This window comes from Neisseria sp. P0006.S009 (assembly GCF_051962915.1).
Taxonomy (GTDB): Bacteria; Pseudomonadota; Gammaproteobacteria; order Burkholderiales; family Neisseriaceae; genus Neisseria; species Neisseria subflava_E.
Window position 1 is genome coordinate 118,137 of sequence record NZ_JBQCUV010000003.1, and the last position, 15,836, is coordinate 133,972.

At 50.4% G+C, this 15,836-nt stretch carries 14 protein-coding genes; 8 read left to right on the forward strand and 6 right to left on the reverse strand.

Annotated elements, in window-relative coordinates:
- Positions 1–143 precede the first annotated feature (143 nt).
- From ACTHTK_RS06655 to ACTHTK_RS06665, 3 genes are all read right to left on the reverse strand, one after another.
- The gene (locus ACTHTK_RS06655; RefSeq protein WP_308111612.1) at positions 144–986 is read right to left on the reverse strand and encodes a class II glutamine amidotransferase; all 843 of its coding nucleotides are present in this window, start codon (positions 984–986) and stop codon (positions 144–146) included.
- Positions 987–1,120: 134 nt separating this feature from the next.
- Positions 1,121–1,957, reverse strand: coding sequence for a PHP domain-containing protein (locus tag ACTHTK_RS06660; protein WP_440378524.1), 837 nt, complete (start codon positions 1,955–1,957; stop codon positions 1,121–1,123).
- 60 nt (positions 1,958–2,017) lie between these two features.
- Positions 2,018–4,405, reverse strand: coding sequence for a penicillin-binding protein 1A (locus tag ACTHTK_RS06665; protein WP_049344279.1), 2,388 nt, complete (start codon positions 4,403–4,405; stop codon positions 2,018–2,020).
- Between the two features lie 152 nt (positions 4,406–4,557).
- On the opposite strand from ACTHTK_RS06665, the gene pilM reads away from it, so the two are divergent.
- The 7 genes from pilM (at position 4,558) to aroB (ending at position 11,405) form a co-directional block, all read left to right on the forward strand.
- Positions 4,558–5,649: a type IV pilus assembly protein PilM gene (pilM, locus tag ACTHTK_RS06670; RefSeq protein ID WP_199903875.1), complete on the forward strand. Its 1,092-nt coding sequence runs from the start codon at positions 4,558–4,560 to the stop codon at positions 5,647–5,649.
- 4 nt (positions 5,650–5,653) lie between these two features.
- Positions 5,654–6,277, forward strand: coding sequence for a PilN domain-containing protein (locus ACTHTK_RS06675; RefSeq protein ID WP_107724035.1), 624 nt, complete (start codon positions 5,654–5,656; stop codon positions 6,275–6,277).
- Complete coding sequence (locus ACTHTK_RS06680) at positions 6,277–6,948, forward strand: type 4a pilus biogenesis protein PilO (protein ID WP_107724036.1); 672 nt, start codon at positions 6,277–6,279, stop codon at positions 6,946–6,948. The genes ACTHTK_RS06675 and ACTHTK_RS06680 overlap by 1 nt, the downstream gene beginning before the upstream one ends.
- A gap of 15 nt (positions 6,949–6,963) precedes the next feature.
- Positions 6,964–7,506, forward strand: a complete 543-nt coding sequence (locus ACTHTK_RS06685; RefSeq protein ID WP_003684527.1) for a pilus assembly protein PilP — start codon at positions 6,964–6,966, stop codon at positions 7,504–7,506.
- A 20-nt stretch (positions 7,507–7,526) separates the two neighbouring features.
- Positions 7,527–9,659 carry a type IV pilus secretin PilQ gene (pilQ, locus tag ACTHTK_RS06690; RefSeq protein ID WP_107724037.1) on the forward strand — a complete coding sequence of 711 codons (2,133 nt, stop codon included), beginning with the start codon at positions 7,527–7,529 and terminating at the stop codon, positions 9,657–9,659.
- Positions 9,660–9,781: 122 nt separating this feature from the next.
- Complete coding sequence (locus ACTHTK_RS06695) at positions 9,782–10,303, forward strand: shikimate kinase (RefSeq protein WP_083296575.1); 522 nt, start codon at positions 9,782–9,784, stop codon at positions 10,301–10,303.
- Between the two features lie 22 nt (positions 10,304–10,325).
- Positions 10,326–11,405 (forward strand): 3-dehydroquinate synthase, encoded by a 1,080-nt coding sequence (gene aroB / locus ACTHTK_RS06700; RefSeq protein ID WP_070503951.1) that lies wholly within the window; start codon positions 10,326–10,328, stop codon positions 11,403–11,405.
- A gap of 129 nt (positions 11,406–11,534) precedes the next feature.
- Here aroB and ACTHTK_RS06705 read toward each other — a convergent pair whose 3' ends face one another.
- The 3 genes from ACTHTK_RS06705 to ACTHTK_RS06715 form a co-directional block, all read right to left on the reverse strand.
- Complete coding sequence (locus tag ACTHTK_RS06705) at positions 11,535–12,848, reverse strand: sensor histidine kinase (RefSeq protein ID WP_107724038.1); 1,314 nt, start codon at positions 12,846–12,848, stop codon at positions 11,535–11,537.
- Between the two features lie 29 nt (positions 12,849–12,877).
- Positions 12,878–13,555, reverse strand: a complete 678-nt coding sequence (locus ACTHTK_RS06710) for a response regulator (RefSeq protein ID WP_070460434.1) — start codon at positions 13,553–13,555, stop codon at positions 12,878–12,880.
- Positions 13,556–13,690: 135 nt separating this feature from the next.
- Complete coding sequence (locus tag ACTHTK_RS06715) at positions 13,691–14,257, reverse strand: NADPH-dependent FMN reductase (protein ID WP_049328898.1); 567 nt, start codon at positions 14,255–14,257, stop codon at positions 13,691–13,693.
- Positions 14,258–14,393: 136 nt separating this feature from the next.
- Here ACTHTK_RS06715 and ACTHTK_RS06720 point away from each other — a divergent pair, with 136 nt between their 5' ends.
- Positions 14,394–15,821 carry an MFS transporter gene (locus ACTHTK_RS06720; protein ID WP_107724040.1) on the forward strand — a complete coding sequence of 476 codons (1,428 nt, stop codon included), beginning with the start codon at positions 14,394–14,396 and terminating at the stop codon, positions 15,819–15,821.
- The last annotated feature ends 15 nt before the right edge of the window (positions 15,822–15,836 follow it).

Genomic DNA, 15,836 nt, shown 5'->3' on the forward strand with positions numbered 1-15,836 from the left:
GTGAACTATTATTGTAGCGGATTGCGCTATTTTCGTATAGTAAAGGCTTTTCGCTGGATTAAGTATAAAAAGGCCGTCTGAAAGGGCAACTTGAGTGAAGTTGGGCTTTTCAGACGGCCTTGAGTTTTGCAGTCAATCAACCGTTAAACCGATACGCCGACGGCGCGGGCGATTTCCAAACCTTCTTCCGCACTCATATAAACCGGATTTTCGGGGCGGTCGCTGCGGACGATATCGCCGTCTTGAAACATCACCAATTCATTGACTGCCAACTGCGACCAAGTTTCATCGCGCGTCAGGGGCAGGGTGGCGATGACGGAGACCTTATCGTTTGGTGTGGTCACTTTGGAAAAATCGACCATCACGTCGTCGTCCAGCAGGCGTGCTTTGCCAAACGGGGCTTTGCGCACGATGTAGTGCAGCAAGGTACTGGCATGGGCAAACAGGCAGTCGCCGTTGGACATCACAAAGTTGAACAAACCGTGGCGGCGGATTTCATGGGTCAGGCCGGCAATGGCGTCAAACAAAACTTCAGGTTCGGGTTTGGTGGCAAAGCGACTGCGCAGGCGGTTGAGGATAAAGCAGAACGCGCGTTCGGAATCGGTCGTGCCGACCGCGTGGTAAAACTCTTCCTGCTCGGGAAAAAAATCAATCAAATGGCCGTTGTGTGCAAACAGCCAATATTCACCCCACATCTCGCGCATGAAGGGATGAGTGTTCGCCAATGAGGTCTGGCCTTGTGAGGCCTTGCGGATATGGGCGACCACGTTTTCAGATTTGATCTGATAGGCGCGTACCAAGTCGGCAACAGGTGAGTTGGCGCTGGGTTTGTCGTCGTGAAACAAGCGCACGCCTTTGCCTTCGAAAAAGCCGATACCGAAGCCGTCGGCGTGGTGATCGGTAATGCCGCCACGGCGGCGGAAGCCTTCAAAAGAAAACATGATGTCTGTGGGAGTGTTGCAATTCATGCCGAGCAGTTGGCACATGGCGTTAACCTTTTTTTTCGGGTATTTATAGGGTCATTATGGTGTATCGGGCAGGCAGTTTCAATATGTAGAGTGTGATATGTTTATAACTATCTCATACTTGGCGGGCCGTCTGAAAAATTGCTGTCAAAAATTCAGACGGCCTTAAAGTGTTCCCAGACCGGGCGGCATTGTTCGGGTAAGTCGGGACAGGCGCCGAGTATGCCGCCGCTGAAGTCGTTGAGGCGGTGGAAGTCGCTGCCTGCGCTGGCGAGAAAGTCGAAGCGGTCGGCAAGCAGGGCATAGTTGAGGCGGTCGTTTTTGCAGCAGTTGCCGCTGTGCACTTCAATTCCTGCGCCGCCGAGATTTTTAAATTCTTGAAAGAGGTTTCGTTTGGCGGTGGCGGATAATTCATAGCGCATCGGGTGGGCGATAATGGCCATGCCGCCCGCGCCTGTAATCGCGACTACGCAGTCTTCCAGTGTGGCCCATTCATGTCTGACGGAACAGGATTTGCCGTCGCCCAGATATTTGGTAAATGCCTGCTGTTTGTTTTTAACATGGCCTTCGCGAATGAGGAATTCGGCAATGTGGGTACGGCTGGCCATTTCTTTGTTGGCGGCCAATGCCAGCGCGCCTTCATACGAGCCTGTTATGCCTTTTTTCTCCAGTTTGGCCGCGATGGCTTCCAATCGTTTTAGACGGCCTTTGCGGACTTCGGCAAGCAGGTTTTGCAGGGCTTCGTTGTGTTCGTCAAAGTCCAAACCGACAATGTGGATGGTGCGGCCGCGCCAAGTGACGGATATTTCCACGCCGTTGACGAAGGGGAGGCCGAGGGTATCGGCTTCGGCACGTGCTTCGGCAAGTCCGCCGGTATGGTCGTGGTCGGTCAGGGCGAGCAGGGTGCAACCGTTTTGAAGGGCGAGTCGGACGACTTCGGTTGGGGAAAGCATGCCGTCTGAAACGGTTGAATGGCAGTGTAAATCAATCATGGTTTTGCTTTGAATTTTCTCAAAAAAGGCCGTCTGAACGTTTCAGACGGCCTTGATTTGTTAGAACAGAGAGTCCAGTTGTTGTCTGTTATTGTTGCCGGTATTGCTTGGCAGAACTGGGGTTTCGTCTAATTCTTCACGGGCTGGCGCATTGCCGCTCTCGGTACGGCGGCGGTTTTCATTCGGAACGGCACGATGGGCAGGACGCGGAGCAACGCCGCTGTTGTCCAAGGCCAGGTCGGAGCTGGTGGTCATGCGTTCGCGCATATACACTTCGCCGCCGTTTGTAACCACGCCTTCAGGTGCTTTCATCGGTTTGACGCTGGTGCCTTTCAGGGCGAAGCGCATGTATTCTACCCAAACCGGTACGGCGATTGTACCACCGTAACCTGCACGACCCATGCTGCGCGGTTTGTCAAAGCCGATATAGACGGCAGTCACAACGCTAGGGTTGAAGCCGACAAACCATGCGTCTTTGTTGTCGTTGGTGGTACCGGTTTTACCGGCGATGTCGGCGCGGCCGAGTGCGGCTGCACCGCGTGCGGTACCGACACGGACAACGTCTTGCATGATTTTGTACATGATGTAGGCGTTGCGCGGGTCAATGGCCTGAGGTGCGTTCTCACCGGCTACCAAAGGTTGCATTTGCGCTCTCAGACGGCCTTGGCTGTCGTAGATTTTGTCGATGACGTGGGCAGATACTTTGTAACCGCCGTTGGCAAAGACGCTGTAACCTTCTGCAATACGCAACGGTGTGGTTTCGCCTGTACCCAAAGCCATAGACAGGCTAGCAGGGATTTCAGACGGCTTGAAGCCGAAGCGTTGGATGTATTGTTGCGCGTAGCCGATGCCGATAGACATCAGGATGCGGATGGACACCATGTTTTTCGAAGCGGTCAAAGCCTGGCGCAGCGTGATGTAACCGGAATAGCGGCCGTCTGAATTTTTCGGGTTCCACACTTTGCCGTTTGCACCTTTGCCCGGCAGGGAAATCGGCGCATCGTTAATCATGGTGGAGGCAGTCATGCCTTTTGCCAAAGCGGCGGAATAAACAAACGGTTTAAACGTAGAGCCGGGTTGGCGCATGGCTTGAGTTGCGCGGTTGAAGGTTTTGCTGTGGTAGTCGTAGCCGCCGACCAATGCGCGGACTGCACCGGTTTTCGCATCTAAAGACACCAATGCGCCTTGCAGCAAAGGCTCTTGAACGACGGTAAAGGTATCGCCGCTGCCTTTAACGCGGATGACGGAGCCGCGGCGGATGCGGTCTTCGCCCATTTTTTCGTTGTTGACGGCACGGGCGGCAAAGCCTAAAGCGTGGCTGTTCAGCGTCACTTTACGGCCGCTTGGCAACTGAATCTGTACACCTTTGCGTGAGGCTTCCAATACAACCGCCGGAATCATTTTATCAACGGTGTAAAGCGTAGAAAGATATTGGCTGACGGTTTCTTCTACGTTGTCGCTTTTGCTCAGGTCGATGTAGTTTTCTGCACCGCGGTAGCTGCTGCCGCGGTCGAAGTTGCGCAGAACTTTGCGCAGGGCTTCGGTGGCCACGCGCTGGTGTGCAGTGTCGACAGTGGTATATACCTTAAAGCCTTGAGTGTAGGCATCTTCGCCGTATTTCTCAAACAGCTCTTGACGTACCATTTCGGCAACGTACAGGGCGCTTTGATCGATGTTTTGTACAAAACGCTCGTAATGCAACTCTTCTTTCAAAGCCTGATCGCGTTGCTGCAGGGTAATCATGCCTTCTTCCAGCATATTGTTCAGAATATAAGCCTGACGCAGTTTGGCACGCTCAGGGTTCACAATCGGGTTGTAGGCAGAAGGTGCTTTAGGCAAGCCGGCCAACATGGCGGCTTCGGCCAATGTTAACTCGTTAACATTTTTGTTGAAATAAATTTGGGCTGCAGATGCAAAACCATAAGCGCGTTGACCCAAATAGATTTGGTTGAAGTACAGCTCCAAAATCTTGTCTTTGCTCAAAGACTGCTCGATTTTGTAGGCCAACAGGGCTTCGTTGAATTTACGGGTGAACGAACGCTCGCTGCTCAGGTAGAAGTTTTTAGCAACCTGTTGCGTAATCGTACTGGCACCGGATTGGACGCCGCCGGCCATGACGTTGCCGATCGCGGCGCGCGCCACACCCCAAACGTCCACGCCCCAGTGGTCGTAGAAGCGTTTGTCTTCGGCGGCAATCACGGCATTTTTCAAAACTTTGGGAAAGTCACCGATTTTGGTGAATTCACGCCGTTGCTCGCCGTAAACGCCAATCACTTGGCCGTCTGAAGAATAAATCGTCAGCGGCATTTTGGGTTTGTAGTGTTGTAAAGTGTCCAAAGACGGCAGTTTCGGATAGGTGACCAAAATTGCAATTGCAATCAGCCCCACGCCGAAAAGAGCCAGTCCCAATAAGAGACCCAGGCAGGTCGTTATAATCTTTTTAATCATGACTAAGTAATAATTTGCCATTAATGGCGATAAATAAAGTAAAATGGGAAACGATTTCTATCAGCCACAGTCAATACTGTGCAAAGAATAAGAAGTCCTTTACGGATAACGAAACAGTTACTCACTCCTAAATGATACAGGGAAGTCAAATCATGCGCTTATTTAAAAGCACGAAAGATACCAAAACAGGCAAGGCTTCTAGTGGATTGAACAACCGCTCTGCCATCGGTGTCGATATCAGCCAACATGCCATTAAGATGGTACAACTGACAGGCCGTAGTTTAAACCAAATTCAGCTGGAAAAATACGTTATTACCAAATTGCCTAAAAATATTGTCAAAGGCAACAAAATTCAAGACTACGATCAGCTTGCTACCTACATCCAGCATACTTACGCACAATTACGCAGTTCTTGCAAAAATATTGTTGCAGCCGTGCCACAAAACTTGGCGACAGTCGAGCAAATTATTTACAACCCGCGTGATACCGATTTGGACTTGGAAGAGTTTGTCGAAGCGGAAGTCGGCCAATTTGCGCCTATTGAAGAAATGAACTACGACTTTCAAGCCGAAGAAGTCGGTTCAGGCCAGCATGTTTTAGCTGTTGCTGCCAAAAAAGACGATGTCGAGCCGCGCATTGAAATGTTTGAGAATGCGGGCTTGCCTTTGTCCGCTTTGGATTTAGACTTGCTGGCGCAACGCAATGCCTTTGTTCATTGGATAAATACGCATGCTCCCGAAATGGCAGAGGAAAAAGTTGCCGTGTTCGGCATTCATGCGACGCAAATGTATGCCTTGATTCTGCAAAACGGCCGTATTCTTTACAAACAAGAAACGCCGGTCAGCACAGAGCAGCTCAATCAGCTGATTCAGCGGACTTATCAGGTGACGGAAGAAAAAGCCGCGCAAATGATGGCTTCTCAAAACAAGCCTTCCGACTACCAGTCTCAGATTGCCGACCGTTTTAATGTACAGGTTGCGCAAGAAGTTCAGCGTGTTTTGCAATTTTACTATACCACGCAGGCCACTGATTCTTTCGCCAATATCAAACACATCCTGCTGACAGGCTTTACCGCACAGCAGGCAGGTTTGGCAGAAAGCATTTTCTCGCAAACCAATACGGCAACAGAATATCTGCATCCGATTTCATATGTGGAACGCAGTGCAAAAGTAGAATTGCCGCAGCTTCAAATTGATGCGCCGTCACTGACCTTGGCGTTCGGATTGGCATTAAGGGGACTTTGAGAACATGATCGAATTAACCAGAATCAACCTTCTTCCGTATCGGGAAGAGATTAAACAGCGCAAGCAGCAGCAATTCAAAATATTGATGCTTGGTGCTTTTGCAGTGGGTTTGGGCTTGGCAGCCGCTACCTATCTTGGTATTGACAGCGCCATCCGCAATCAAGAAGGCCGCAACAACTTCCTGCAAACCGAAATCGACAGACTTGATAGAGAATTAGGCGAAATCGATAAACTTCAGCAAGAAAAAGAAGCCTTCTTGGCCAAGAAGCTGAAAGTTGAAGAGTTGCAGGAAAAACGCTATCAAGCGGCTTATATCCTTGATTCTTTGAATGCGCTTACGCCCGATAATACTTATTTGACCGCGTTGGAAGCCGAAAGCCCGACCAGCTATAAAATCAGCGGTCATGCCATCAGCGACAATAAAATTGCCGTTATGATGCGCTCCCTGCCGAGTACAGGTATTTTCTTGCAGCCTGAATTGTTGAGTATTAAAAAAGTAGATAACTACCAAGAATTTACTTTGAAATCTTCAATCAACCAAGTGAATACGCCGGCTCCTGCACCGACTGCCCAAAGCAGCGGTGAAATGGCCGAACCTGTGGCCGAACCTGCTCCGGAGGCTCAATAATGGCATCTAAAAACTTAAAACAATTGGACGTACAAAACCTGTACCTGCTCAATATGCCTTCAAAACTTTTGCTGGCAGGTTTATTGATTGTCGGTATGTTGGCTTTGGGCTATGCCGGCGTATTTAAAGATCAGATTGAAACCCTGAATACGCAGGAAGCTAAAGAGGAAGAGCTGAAGGAAACCTTTACGCGTAAAAGCATTCAGGCAGCAAGCTTGAATAATCTGAAGGCCGAATTGGCTTCGATCCGTTCTGCATTCGACGTTTTGTTGAAACAATTGCCGACCGACGCAGAAATTCCGAACCTGATTCAAGAATTGCATCAGGCAGGTTCAACCAACGGATTGCGTTTGGACAGCGTTGCACCGCTCCAACCTGAAAACGATGGTCCGATTCAAAAACTGCCGTATCAGATTTCCATCACAGGCAAATACTCTCAGATCAGCCAATTTACCCGTGATGTAGGCGATTTGTCGCGCATTATTACGTTAGATTCTTTAAAACTCGTGAACGCAGGCGAGGACAAAGAAGGCAAAGGTAATAAAGGCGAGTTGACATTGAGTGCGATTGCGACGACTTACAAAGCACGTCCGGCCGAAGAGATTGCTGCCGAATTGGCTGCGCAACAGGCACAAGAAGAAGGCAAACCTGCCGAGAATGAGCAAAAATAAAAGAATAGGGAAATCATGAAAAAAATCATCTTACTCTTAAGTCTTCTTCCCTTGGCAGCCTGTACGCAAAGCTATGAAGATTTGACTCAATGGATGACGCAAACCCGTCAGGAAGCAAAATCCAAGATTATTCCGTTTGAAGAGCCGACGGTTACATTGCCTAAGCCGTATAGCCCGCCGAACTTTAAAGGCATGAATGCGTTTGATTCCCGCCGTTTGGACACTGCCCCTAAAGGCGGTAATGCGCCGGATGTGAACCGTCCGAAAGAAACATTGGAAGCCTTCAGTTTGGAAAATATGGCCTTTGTCGGAACGCTGCAAAGCGGCGGCAAAGTTTCCGGATTTATCAAGGTCAACGACCATGTTTATACCGTTTATCCCGGAAACTACATCGGTCAGAATTACGGCAGAATCCAAAGTATTACCGAAGATAAAATTATCCTGACCGAGCAAGTTGAAGACAGCTACGGCAACTGGGTGTACCGGAAGGCCGAATTGCCATTGAGCAGTAAAGAGGCGGATTCTTCCAATAGCTCAGATAGTTCGAACTCAAATTAATTTAGGGGTCTCACTCAATTATGAAAACCAAGCACATGACAAAATTATTTGCCGGCTTCAGCGTTGCCCTCGCTGTTCAGACGGCCTTTGCAGGCAATATTACCGATATCAACGTTTCCACTTTGCCTGACAACCAAAAAATTATCAAAATCCGTTTCGACAAAGACGTCACTACACCTCATGGTTTTGTAACATCTACTCCGGCGCGTATCGCATTGGATTTTGCCAACACCAATATCCGTTTGCCTCAGCCTGTTTTGGAATATGCCGATCCATTGCTGAATCAAATTACTGCGGCACAAAACAATGACCGCGCACGCGTGGTTTTGGGTTTGAACAAAATCAGCCAATACAATACTGAGATTCGCGGCAACGAAGTTTGGGTATTTGTAAACGAATCTACTGACCAAACCAATGCAGCCGTTGCAAATGAACGTGCGGTTACGCCGTCTACCGCGCGCGCTGCTCAGACTTATCAAGCTGTTTCAGCAGCCAATATCGATTTTCGCAAAGGTGCACGCAATTCCGGCATTATTGAATTGTCTGCCCCAGGTTTCAGCGGACAGCCGGACATTAAACAGCAGCGCGATCGCGTGGTTGTAACCTTGAAAAACCATACGCTGCCGACACAAGCGCAACGCAGTTTGGATGTGGCTGACTTCAATACGCCTGTACAAAACGTTACGCTTAAACGTATCGGCAATTCTACCCAGCTCATTATCCGCAACAGTAATGCGAATTGGGACATTAATACCAAAGCCTCTTCCGGCCGTTTTGTATTTGAAGTATCGCCTAAAGCCGCCAATACCGAATCCGGCGGCTTGAACCAAAATGCAAACAAATCGTTTAAAGGCCGTAAAATTTCCTTGGACTTCCAAGATGTAGAAGTCCGTACCATTTTGCAGATTTTGGCGAAAGAGTCCGGCGTGAATATTGTTGCCAGCGATACCGTCAAAGGCACCATGACCCTGTCCTTGAAAGATGTGCCTTGGGATCAGGCTTTAGACTTGGTCATGCAGGCGCGCAATTTGGATATGCGCCGTCAAGGCAACATCATCAATATCGCACCTCGCGATGAATTGTTGGCAAAAGACAAAGCCTTCTTGCAGGCGGAAAAAGAGATTGCCGAATTGGGCCCGCTGTATTCTCAAACCTTCCAGTTGAAATACAAAAACGTGGAAGAATTCCGCAAAATTCTGCGTTTGGAAGAATACGACAGCAATAATTCCAATACCCGCAACACTCTGTTGAGCAACCGAGGCAGCGCCTTAATCGATCCGGCCACCAATACGCTGATCGTGACCGACAACCGCGGCGTGATTGAGAAATTCCGCAAACTGATTGATGAATTGGACGTTCCAACCCGTCAAGTGATGGTGGAAGCGCGCATTGTGGAAGCAGAAGATACCTTCTTCCGCAACTTGGGCGTTAAATTCGGTTCCGGTGGTGCAAGTGGCCGTAACGCATGGGGTAGCAACTGGAGCAATGCACAAACCAACTACAATACCAATGCCTCATTTAACCGTGGCGACGTAGGCTACCGCACATGGACTTTGGATCCGAACGTCAGTCTGCCGACCGCAGCCGCAGTCAACAGCATTGCGCTGGTGCGTGCGTTCTCATCCGGTGCATTGGGTTTGGAAATCAGCGCGTCTGAAGAACAAGGTAAGAGCAAAACCATTTCCAATCCGCGCGTGCTGACACAAGACCGCAAAGAAGCCAAAATTGAATCCGGTACGGAAATTCCTTATCAAGAGGCTTCTTCCAGCGGTGCGACTTCGATTACCTTCAAGAAAGCCGTTTTGGGCTTGACCGTAACGCCGAATATTACGCCTGACGGTCAAATCATCATGACTGTGAAGATTAATCGCGATACCCCGATCGACTGTACCGTGGATTCTCTGACAACCAAGTGTATCAACACCAAACACTTGAATACCCAAGCCATGGTTGAAGATGGCGGTACGCTGATTGTCGGCGGTATTTATGAGGAAGAAAGCACCAATGCAGTGAACAAAGTCCCTGTTTTGGGCGATATTCCTGTTGTCGGCAATCTGTTCAAATCACGCGGCAAACGTGAAAACCGCCGTGAGCTGTTGATCTTCATCACGCCGCGCATTATGGATAATGTGGGTAACAATCTGCGTTATTGATTTTAGAATGACAAACAGGCATATCTGCAAAGGTATGCCTGTTTTCGTTTTCAGACGGCCTGAGATGAAAAGGCCGTCTGAAAAACGACGAACTTTTCCACGAAACCACCATATCGTATAAAATGACCCACATGGAAAAAATCAACGGCAATTTAATCTTAATCGGGCTGATGGGCGCGGGCAAAACCACTTTGGGCAAGCAGCTTGCCCAAATGTTTGAATGCCCGTTTTACGACAGCGACTACGAAATCTGCGCTTCTTCGGGCGTATCCATTCCGACCATTTTTGAGATGGAAGGGGAGGAAGGCTTCCGCAACCGTGAAACCAATATGCTGAAGAAGCTCGCTTCCCGGCGCAACATCGTTTTATCGACCGGTGGCGGCTCCGTATTACGCAGTGAAAACAGACAGATTTTGTGCCAAAACGGCACGGTTGTTTATTTGCATGCCAGCCCCGAAACCTTGCTGGAGCGTACCCGTTACGACAGCAACCGGCCGCTGTTGCAAGTTGCCAATCCTTTGGGCAAACTGCAAGAGCTGTATGACCAACGCGATATGCTGTACCGTCAAACCGCCCATCTCGTCATCGAATCCGACAGCTGTCACAAAACGCTCAAACGCCTGATACAGGCTTTAGGCGAATAAATACGCTTTGCAAAGGAATACTATGCGCACACTGACTGTCCAAACCCCGTCCCATCAATACCCCATCTTTATCGGGCATAAGCTGATTGAGCAGGCCGATATGCTGCTTCAGCCCTATCTAGGTAAAAAAGCAGCCATCATTACCAACGAAACCGTTGCGCCGCTTTATCTCAAACAGCTTCAGACGGCCTTAGACAGACTGGGCGTGCCGCATTTCAGCATTATCCTTCCCGACGGCGAAGAATATAAAAACTGGCAGACGCTCAACCTGATTTACGATGGCCTGATGCAAAACCGTGCCGAACGCAAAACCACTTTAATCGCTTTGGGTGGCGGCGTGATAGGCGATATGGTCGGTTTTGCCGCGGCGACTTATCAGCGTGGCGCACCTTTTATCCAAGTACCGACCACATTGCTCAGCCAGGTCGATTCCTCGGTCGGCGGTAAAACCGCCATCAACCATCCGCTCGGTAAAAACATGATTGGCGCGTTTTACCAGCCGCAAGCCGTTTTGGCCGATTTGACCGCCTTGCAAACGCTGCCGCAACGCGAACTTTCCGCAGGCATGGCCGAAGTCATCAAATACGGCGCATTGGGCGATGCCGAATTTTTTGCCTGGTTGGAAGAAAATATGGCCGACCTGATGGCGCAACATCAAGAAAAAATGGCGGAAGCCGTTTACCATTGCTGCAAAATGAAGGCCGATATTGTTGCCCAAGACGAAACCGAGCAGGGCATCCGCGCATGGCTTAATCTCGGCCACACTTTCGGCCATGCCATCGAAGCCGAAATGGGCTACGGCGTATGGCTGCACGGAGAAGCCGTTGCCGCCGGTTGCGTCCTCGCTTCCCGTTTGTCGCAAATCTTGGGCAAAACCCGACAGGCCGACACCGACCGCATTGCCGCTTTAATGGAAGCCGCTTCCCTCCCGTCTGCGCCGCCCGTTTTCTCCTTTGAAAAATGGATTGAACACATGAGCCACGACAAAAAAGTCAGCAGCGGCATCATGCGTTTTGTCGGTTTGGAATACTTGGGCAAAGCCAATATTACCGAAATTACCGATATGGAAATCCTCCGCCAAACCTTGCAACCGTATTTGTGAGGAATGAAGTAGGTTTGCTTCAAAATATAAAAAGGCCGTCTGAAAGTCATTTTCAGACGGCCTTTGGTTTTAAAACGTTTTCATTTATCGGATTAAAGCTAGATAAACCAATTTGGGCGGGTCAATTATTTAAAGCATCTTTTTATCCAACTCGGCAATAATCAACAAGCCGCTGTCAAAGCGTCGGCTGTCGGCCAGTTTCAGACGGCCTTGATGGCGTTTGACAATGGTGTCTGCGATGGACAGGCCAAGTCCGGTGCCTTGTTGTTCGGTGCCGAGAATACGGTAGAAAGGGTCGATAACGCGTTGGCGTTCGCTTGGGGGAATGCCGGGGCCGTTGTCTTCCACCCAGATGTTGAGGTATTCGGCGGTTTCGTCAAAGCCCAAATCGATGCGGCCGCCTTTGGGAGTATAGCGGATGGCGTTGTCGGTAAAGGTTTTGATGAGGGTGTAGATTTCGGTGTCATCGGCGTGGATTTGGCAGTCGTTTTCGACGGCGACGCCGATGTCTTGACCTTTGGCCAGCGCCAGCGGCATGAGTTCCTGCAAGACGCGGCGGAACTGGTTTTGCAGGTTGATCAGGGTTTTGGGGCGTTGGGTTTCGGGCGCTTGGGCGCGTGCGAGGGAAAGGAGTTGCTCGAGCAGGTGACGGTTGCGCTGTATGCTTTGTTGCAACAGGGCGGACTGCTCGCGCGCTTCGGCGGACAGCTGCATATTGTTGAGCCGCTCTGCCTGAAGGGAAAGGGCGGTCATGGGGCTGCGCAATTCGTGTGCGGCATCGGCGATAAAGCGTTGCTGTTGGCGGACGTTTTCGTCGGTACGCTGCAACAGGTTGTTAATGGCGACGACAAAGCCTTGGATTTCGCTGGGAATGTCTTGCGTGTCCATCGGCGAGAGGTCGTTGATTTGGCGCTGTTCCAAATCGTTGGACAGGGTTTTGATGGAACGCATGGCGCGATGGGTAATCCAGACGGTAAGCAGGATAATCAGGGGCAGGGCGAGGAGCATAGGAAGGATGCTCTGCACGGCGGCCATTTCGGCCAGCTCTTCGCGGTAGTCGCTTTCCTGCATGACGGCAATGCGGCCTTGCTTGGTGTTGCGGGTATAAACGCGGTAGTAATCGTCATCGTCATCGGCCTGAATGGTGTGCAGGCCGTCTGAAATCTGCTCAGGCAGGCTGACAATGGGGTTGGGCGTATTGGGAAATTGAACGGAAATCTTGTTGTCGTTGTCGAGAGAGTGTTTCTCGTCATCGGCATCGCTCGGGTCGAGATAGTTCGCGACTTGGCGCAACAGGTCGTCTTGAACCTCTTGGGTCTCGTGATAAGTATCGTAATATGAAAATATGCCTGCAAGAATGGAGAGGGGCAGGAGCATACAGATCAGGGCAAGGCTGATCCGGACTTGCAGGGATTGTTTGATGGTGTGGATAAGGCGTTGCATGGTTTGTGTGTTGATGTTGTTGTGGTTTTTCAGACGGCCTGATTGTTTTGTGCAACCAGCCAGCCGACCCCGCGGACGTTTTGAATCGCTTCTTTGCCGAGTTTTTTGCGTAAGGCGTGAATCAGGAAGTCAACGGCGTTGCTTTCGACTTCTTCGCCCCAGCCGTAGATTTTGTCTTCCAAATCGCTGCGCGACAAAATCATGCCCGGACGCAGCAGCAGGGCTTGGAGGACGGCAAATTCTTTGTTGCTGAGCATGATGGCCTGTTCCTGCCCGACTACTTCCGCCTGATGGGTGGAAGGGTTGAGCGTGATGATGCCGTTGCTCAGCAGCGTTTGCGCCTGTCCGCCGTGTCGGCGCAATACGGCGCGCATACGGGCTTGCAGTTCCGCCATGTCGAAGGGTTTGACGATGTAGTCGTCTGCGCCGCCGTCTAGGCCGTTGAGGCGGCTGTGCAAATCGTCGCGCGCGGTCACGATTAAGACAGGAACGGTACAGCCGCCGTTGCGGATTTGCGCCAATACGTCCAAACCGTCTTTGCCGGGCAAACCCAAATCCAAGAGCAGCAAATCGTATGCTTGCGCAGCCACTGCTGCGGCAACTTCCGAACCGCGACTGACCCAATCGACAGCGTAGCCGGTGTCTTTCAGGTTGGCACTGACGGCTTGGGCAATCATGGCATCGTCTTCAACCAATAATACGCGCATGGAAGTTCTCCGGAGGATGGGTGGATAGTGATTATAACTGCACTCAATTAGTAAAAATTTAGGAACTGTCGAAAAACAAAAGATGAGGCCGTCTGAAATTTCGTTTTTCAGACGGCCTGTATGCTTCAATTCCGATTATTTAGGGTTTTTTTCAATCAAGGCAACCAGTTGGTCGATATAGCCTTGAACAAAGCCGCGCGCTGATTCGATGAGTTGGCCGTTGTCGTCAAACAGGGTGGGCGAGTTGCCGAGGAATACTTCCGGCTGGCCGGTCAACGGCATATCGAAATACGAAAGGGCAAGGCGCAGATTTTTTTGCGCGCTATAACCGCCCATTTTACCGACAGAATGACTGATGATGCCGGCAGGTGTTTTTTTCCAGGCAACATCGGCATTGGGTTTGGAGCCGATGTCGATGGCGTTTTTCAGGCAGGCCGGTACGGTACGGTTGTTTTCGGAAGTCACGAACAATACGCCAGCCGAGGCTTTGATGGTTTCGCGGAACTCGGTATAGCTGGACGGAGTAGGGAAGTCGGTAACGGCAGGATCGTCGTAGTCGAAGTTGTATAAAGGCAAATGGCCGATTTCGACGATTTGCGCTTCGTAGCCTTCGGGGAACATGGAAATGACGTTTTGTGCGATTTTTCGTGCAAACGAGCCTTTACGCAGACTGCCGACCAAGATGCTGACTTTCTTTGACATGTTTTTCTCCTGTTTAATAATAAAAATGAAAACAATTCTAAATTTTAGTGTTATCTGGGGAAGCGGTCAAGGTTTCAGACGGCCTGTCAAAATAGTTTATGCTAAAATAACGGTTTCGCTGATATTTCAAATTATTATGCACGCTTCTGATTCGCAAGAGGACGCAACGGCACACGAATACTATGCCGACAATCCCGACTTTCCAGCTAAAACCATTGTCGCCACTTTATTCATCGGCGCATTTTTCGGCTATCTCAACGACACGCTGCTGAATGTCGCGCTCACGCCGATTATGAAAGATTTTGGTGTCGATAAGACCACGGTTCAATGGCTGACGACGGGTTTTCTGCTGGTCATGGGGGCATTTACGCCGATTACGACAGGCGTGATTCAATGGTTTGAAACGCGCAAAATGGTGCTGTTTACGCAGGCAACGTTTTTAGCAGGATCGCTGATTTGCGCGTTTGCACCGACGTTTGGCGTATTGGTGGTCGGTCGGATGGTGCAGGCAGTGTCTGCCGCGTTTTTTGTCCCGCTTCTGTTTAACGGCGTGTTGTCGATTTTCCCTCCCAACAGGCGCGGAACGGCGATGGGTGTGATTACCATGATGTTTACCGCCGCGCCTGCAATGGGGCCGACGCTGTCGGGCATCATCATCGACCATACGCATTGGCGTGTGCTGTTCGGTTTTACCGCGCCGTTTATGCTGGCGGCGATGGTGCTGGTGGGCAAATATTTGACAGTCAATTTAAGCAACATCAGCCGTCCGAAAATCGATATGTTGTCGGCTGTGCTGTCGATTGCGGGATTTGGCGGGCTGGTTTATGCGAGCAGTAATTTTGCCCATATGCCGCTGCTGGAATTTATCCTGCTCTTTGCCGCTTCTGTTGTACTGGTGGGTTGGTTTGCGCACCGTCAGTTCCGTTTGGCTACGCCGTTGTTGAACCTTCGTGCTTTTGAATACAAACAGTTCAGATATTGCGTTGTGATTTTGGCCGGTGCGATATTCCTGTTCTTGGGCTTGGAACTGATGGTGCCGATGTACACGCAGCAAGTGTTGATGCTGACCGGTACGGCAACCGGTCTGATTCTGATGCCTGCCAGTATTGCCCAAGCGGTTGCCGCACCTTTGTTCGGTAAATTGTTGGACAAAAAGGGCGGCTGCTTCGTCGTTTTGCCGGCAACAGTGATGCTGGTGGTGTCGTTGGCGGTATTGTGGCTGTTTTTGCGGATTGATACGCAAGTGGTGATGTTGACGGCGATGTTTACGCTGTTGGCGCTTTCCGTGTCTGCTTGCGTAACCGGCGAAACCCATGGTCTGAACGCGTTGCCGAAAACGCTCAATCCGCATGGCGCGGCGATTCTGACCACCATCAACCCGATTGCCGGTGCCATCGGCGCGGCGTTTTTTGTTGGTGCGACCAATATCGGCGAGAAACTTTCCAGTGCAGATATGCCGCAACAGGCAATGCTGGACGGTATCCATTTGGCGATGGGTTGCGCTTTGGTTGTCGGTGTTATGGTCGTCATGTTTGCTTTACGTTTGAAAGCGCATCAGAAATAAATAAAAGGCCGTCTG